Raw genomic sequence first — 4,286 nt, 5'->3', positions numbered from 1 at the left:
GGCCGTCGCGGCCGCGACTACAACCGCGCTGGCAACCGCAGCAGAGCCTATGACCGAGGCTACAACAGGGGCTACCGCCGGGGCTATAACCGAGCCAACAACAATTGGCGGCGCTACGACAACCGCTATCGCTACAGAGGTGGCTGGGCCCGGCCGGGCTGGGGCTATGCCCGCCCTTGGAATTATGGATGGTATGGCGGTCGGTACAGCTCCAGCTGGGGCTGGTGGGGCGCCAGTGCGGCCACTTGGGGGATCACCACCCTGGCCACGGCAGCGATCATCAATTCAGCCGTGGATAACGCCGTATCCACCAAAACCGAAGTCATCGTGGTGCCAAACACCGACTACGAACTCTACTACGGCTCAATTCAGCCCACCAATGACGATGATGTGACCTTCCTCGTCAAGGCCGACGACGGCGACTACCAGATAAGCGCCGATTGCAAGGCCGGCACCATTGATGGCCAGCCCCCCAGCAACGCCTCCGAAGCGGAGCTGCTCAATGCGGCCTGCCAGGTGGCCTTTGGCTCCGTTGAGGCCTGAGGCCTGAGGCCTGAGGCCTGAGGCCTGAGGGCTGATGCGGCCACAGGCAAAGCTGGAATAGACGATCTGCTCCGCTTCGGGGGCAGATGAGACAGTGGTGCAACATATTGCTTGCGTGTGCGAGCTCCTTCGAGCATCATGGTGCACACGCGGTTTTTCCTGGCAGCAGGCCTCTTGGCTGCCGTCCCACTGGCGACAGTCACCCCAGCCAGGGCCGAGGAGCCTGCGCTCCCCAATCCTGACAGCCCCGCCGAGGAGAAGCAGGGGCTGGCCGACAGCCCTGAGTCCGAACCAGCTCCAGACTGGTCAGGCACCGTGGAGATATATGGCTTTGCCCCGCTAAGGACCACCGGCACCACCACCATCAACGGGTTCGAGAGCGATGTGGATCTCGATCTCGGCGATGTGCTCTCCGCCCTTGACTGGGGCACCTTCGTACGAGGGAGCGTCGAGCGGGGCCGCTGGGGGCTGCTCACGGATCTGAGCTACGTGAAGCTGGGCACCTTCAACGGCAGAACCGCCCCAAGGGGCCTCATCAGCGGCAACACAGACATCAGGTCAACCCAGGGGATCTACGACCTGGCCGTGCGCTATCGGCTCGGTGACCGCGAATCGGCCGTGGCCAAACCCGGCAGCTACAGCCTGATTCCCTACATGGGGGTGCGAGTGATCGATGTGGGCCTTGATGTGCGGGCGGAATTGCGAGGGGACGGACCCCGGCAGACCGTGCTGGGCGCTGAGCGGTCGTTTGATCGCACCTGGGTCCAGCCCATGGTGGGCATCCAGGGCACCTATTTTCTCTCGCCGAAGCTGCGGGCCTTCGCTCGCGCCGACATCGGCGGCTTCGATTTCAGCGGCGCCAAGAACGTCTCCGGCAATGCCCAGATCGGCCTGGGCTACGCGGTAGGAAACAACACGGACCTCACCCTGTCCTGGCGCTATCTGGGACTGCAATATGGCGACGGAGACACCCCCGCAAGTGGGTTCACCAGCTACCAGAATGGCATTGAGGCTGGCGTGAAATTCTTCTTCTGACGCGGCTCAACCCGCTCTGGCCAAGTCCCGTTTCTGCCAGCGAAGAAACAGGGTGGACACCACCACTGTGATCAACACGTAGCTGAGGATGCCCGGAATCAAATCCGCCAGCACCTCGGGTGGCGCGTAGGTGAAGGCCAGTTCCGCCGCCAGGCCCGTGTTGCGCATGCCGCTCACCAGAGCAACCGTGCGCCGCTCCAGGGGATCCCGCCCCGCCAGGCCATAGCCGATCGCCAGGGAGAGCAGGCTGAGACCCGCCATGGCAGCCAGACCCTCGAGGTTCCGCTGCAGGAACGGCAGGAGCTGGCGGGCGCTCAGCCCCAGCAGGGCGATCAGCACCAACGCCAGCATCAAGGTGGCGAGCTTGCCGAGGAGCACACTGCAGCGCTGAGCCAGGCGGGGCCGCCACTGGGCCAGAAGCACCCCGGCAAGCACTGGCAGCACCTGCACCTTCAACACCTGCACCGCCACGGCGATCGGGCTCACCTCCCAACCGTTGACTTGCCACCCACTCAGGCCTGCACTGGCCTTGAACACCATGGCCAGCATGGGAATGGACACGGTGGCCAGCAGCGCCGCCGCGATCTGTAGCCGTGCTGCCAGCTCTGCGGTGCCGCCACCACTGCGCACCCGGAAGAGAATGAGTGGAGCGCTGGGGCAGGCCAGCATCAGGGCCATGGCCACCCAGGCCGGCAGGGTGAACAGGGCATGCAACGGCAGCAGCACCAGCGCCAAGCCGGCCAGGGGCACCAGCAGGCAGGTGCCCAGCAACACCCGCCAGAGAAAGCCGGGCCGATCCCTGAGCAACACGAAGGGGTAATCCTTCAGGCCCAGGCCGAGGCTGAGCATGAGCGTCACGATGGTGGTCGTGACCAGAAGGCCTGCGGATTGGGACATGGGAGTCAGATCGCGACAGAGCCAGTGACCAAGAGCGCGAAGGCGGCAATGCCGATGATCGTGAGGGCAATGGCCGTTAATATGGTAATAGAGCGTTGATCCACATACACGAAGTCATCGCGTCGAATCAATCTGAGCGTGTGCAGATGCTGCCGGGTGGCAGCGGCCATCGCCAGGATGCCAGTGMGCACAAAACCCATCGCCACCAACCGCACACTCAGGCCGGCATGGCCACTGTCTTCGAAGCGGCTTCTGTTGATCGCCCCGATAATCTTGTCGAGGCCGAAACCGAAGCTGATCAGTGAGAGGCAGGTGCGAATCCAGGCCATCATCGTGCGCTCCGCCGCCGCTCGGTTGCGCTCCTTGGCCAGTTCGTTGTTGAGGTTTCCCATCGTGATTGTGGCCTCTTAACCCAGAGAGGTTGGTGTGTTGGGGATACTCCCACTGGCCTTTGCCGATGCAACATCCTGGCTGAAGAGGGCATCTTCGAGCTTCTGCTCGGCCTCCACTTCCCTGGCCAGGAAAACATTCAGGAAGGTGCGGATCACGGCCACCACCGCCAGCTGGATCAGGTTTTCATTGGAGGGGGCAGTAGTGGTGGCCACGATGTCGGCAGCGAGCTGAAACTCCAGCGCCATGGAGAGCCAGCTGCCGAAGGTGAGTCGCAGGCTGTTGAACGGGCGCGGATGACGATGGCGATAGCCCGCTCGGCGCCTCAAACGCAGGGCCTGGCCCATGGTCACCGCCAGCCCGAGCGCCACGGTCACCACCGATAGACCTTCCAGCAGAAGCCGCAGGCCACCGGACAGACTCTCCAGGGCGGACTCAAGCAGCGCCTGCTCCATTGCTCAGGCTCCTGCCACGCAGCGAAAGCCAACATGACAGGTGGAGGTGTCGATGCCCTGGGCCATGCGGGAAGCGGGACGGTAACGGCGGCAGTAGCTAGGGGCGCACAGGAATGAGCCGCCCTTCACCACCTTGCGAGGAGTCGAGCCGTGCTGGGAAGTGATGTCGATGCTGGCCTCGCGGCCCATCCCGCGGGGATTCTCGATCGTGCAGCAACTGCCCCCCGCCTTGTGGGCCGACACCAGGGCAGCATGGTCGCCGTACCAGTCGTCGGTCCACTCCCACATGTTGCCAATCATGTCGAGCAGGCCGTAACCGTTAGGAGGGAACGAACCCACCGGTGAGGTGCGCTCAAAGCCGTCAAGGCGGCTGTTGTGGTGAGGGAAGTCGCCCTGGAAGGTGTTGGCCATGGGGCGTCCACCGGGATAGAGCTCATCGCCCCAGGCGAATTCCCAGCCTTCCTGACCGCCCCGGGCGGCGCGTTCCCACTGGGCCTCGCTGGGCAGCGCCTTGCCGGCCCAGGTGGCATAAGCGAGGGCATCAGCGTGGGCGATATGAACCACCGGGTGGTGGTCGCGGCCCTTGATCGAGCTGCCGGGACCCTCCGGGTGGCGCCAGGTGGCGCCGGCTAGGTACTGCCACCAGCGGTAGGGATCACCTGTGCTGATCGGGCCTGGGGGCGGCACGAACACGATCGAGGCAGGGGCCAGCAGCTCCGGCAAGGCGTCGGGGTAGTCGGCCGGATCGGCGGGTCGCTCGGCCTCGGTGGTGTGGCCTGTGGCCTTCACGAACTTAAGGAACTGGGCATTGGTGACCGGCGCCCGATCGATCCAGAAGCCCTCAACCTGCACCCGGTGGGCCGGGGCTTCCTCGGGGTAGTGGGCATCGGAGCCCATGGTGAAGGCGCCGGCGGGAATCCAGACCATGTCCCTCCCCGGAGGACGGCCGTGCGGGCGCCTGGGGCC

Annotated in this window: 5 protein-coding genes and 1 pseudogene; 2 read left to right on the top strand and 4 right to left on the bottom strand. The window is 64.7% G+C overall.

What is annotated here, in order from left to right; genetic code table 11:
• Nucleotides 1–543: pseudogene (locus IQ216_RS12020) on the top strand (hypothetical protein); the annotation flags it as partial.
• 174 nt (nucleotides 544–717) lie between these two features.
• Entirely contained in the window at nucleotides 718–1,578 is an 861-nt protein-coding gene (locus IQ216_RS12015; RefSeq protein ID WP_193815641.1) for a hypothetical protein, read from the top strand.
• A gap of 6 nt (nucleotides 1,579–1,584) precedes the next feature.
• Here the strand turns inward: IQ216_RS12015 and IQ216_RS12010 are convergent, their stop codons facing one another.
• From IQ216_RS12010 to IQ216_RS11995, 4 genes are all read right to left on the bottom strand, one after another.
• A complete protein-coding gene (locus tag IQ216_RS12010) occupies nucleotides 1,585–2,475 on the bottom strand; it encodes a bile acid:sodium symporter family protein (RefSeq protein WP_193815640.1) in 891 nt (296 codons plus the stop codon).
• 5 nt (nucleotides 2,476–2,480) lie between these two features.
• A complete protein-coding gene (locus IQ216_RS12005; RefSeq protein ID WP_193815639.1) occupies nucleotides 2,481–2,867 on the bottom strand; it encodes a YidH family protein in 387 nt (128 codons plus the stop codon).
• A 15-nt stretch (nucleotides 2,868–2,882) separates the two neighbouring features.
• Complete coding sequence (locus IQ216_RS12000; protein WP_193815638.1) at nucleotides 2,883–3,320, bottom strand: DUF1622 domain-containing protein; 438 nt, start codon at nucleotides 3,318–3,320, stop codon at nucleotides 2,883–2,885.
• 3 nt (nucleotides 3,321–3,323) lie between these two features.
• The coding region (locus IQ216_RS11995) for a formylglycine-generating enzyme family protein (protein WP_228007453.1) at nucleotides 3,324–4,286 on the bottom strand (963 nt) is incomplete at its 5' end.

Source organism: Cyanobium sp. LEGE 06143, assembly GCF_015207535.1.
In the GTDB taxonomy this organism is placed as follows: Bacteria; Cyanobacteriota; Cyanobacteriia; order PCC-6307; family Cyanobiaceae; genus NIES-981.
This window is presented reverse-complemented; position numbering and strand designations above follow the sequence as displayed.

What these genes read in the sequence shown, in the direction of transcription:
- IQ216_RS12000 (WP_193815638.1), bottom strand. Translation starts at nt 3,320, where the DNA reads ATGGAGCAGGCGCTGCTTGAGTCCGCCCTGGAGAGTCTGTCCGGTGGC.
- IQ216_RS12010 (WP_193815640.1), bottom strand. Translation starts at nt 2,475, where the DNA reads ATGTCCCAATCCGCAGGCCTTCTGGTCACGACCACCATCGTGACGCTC.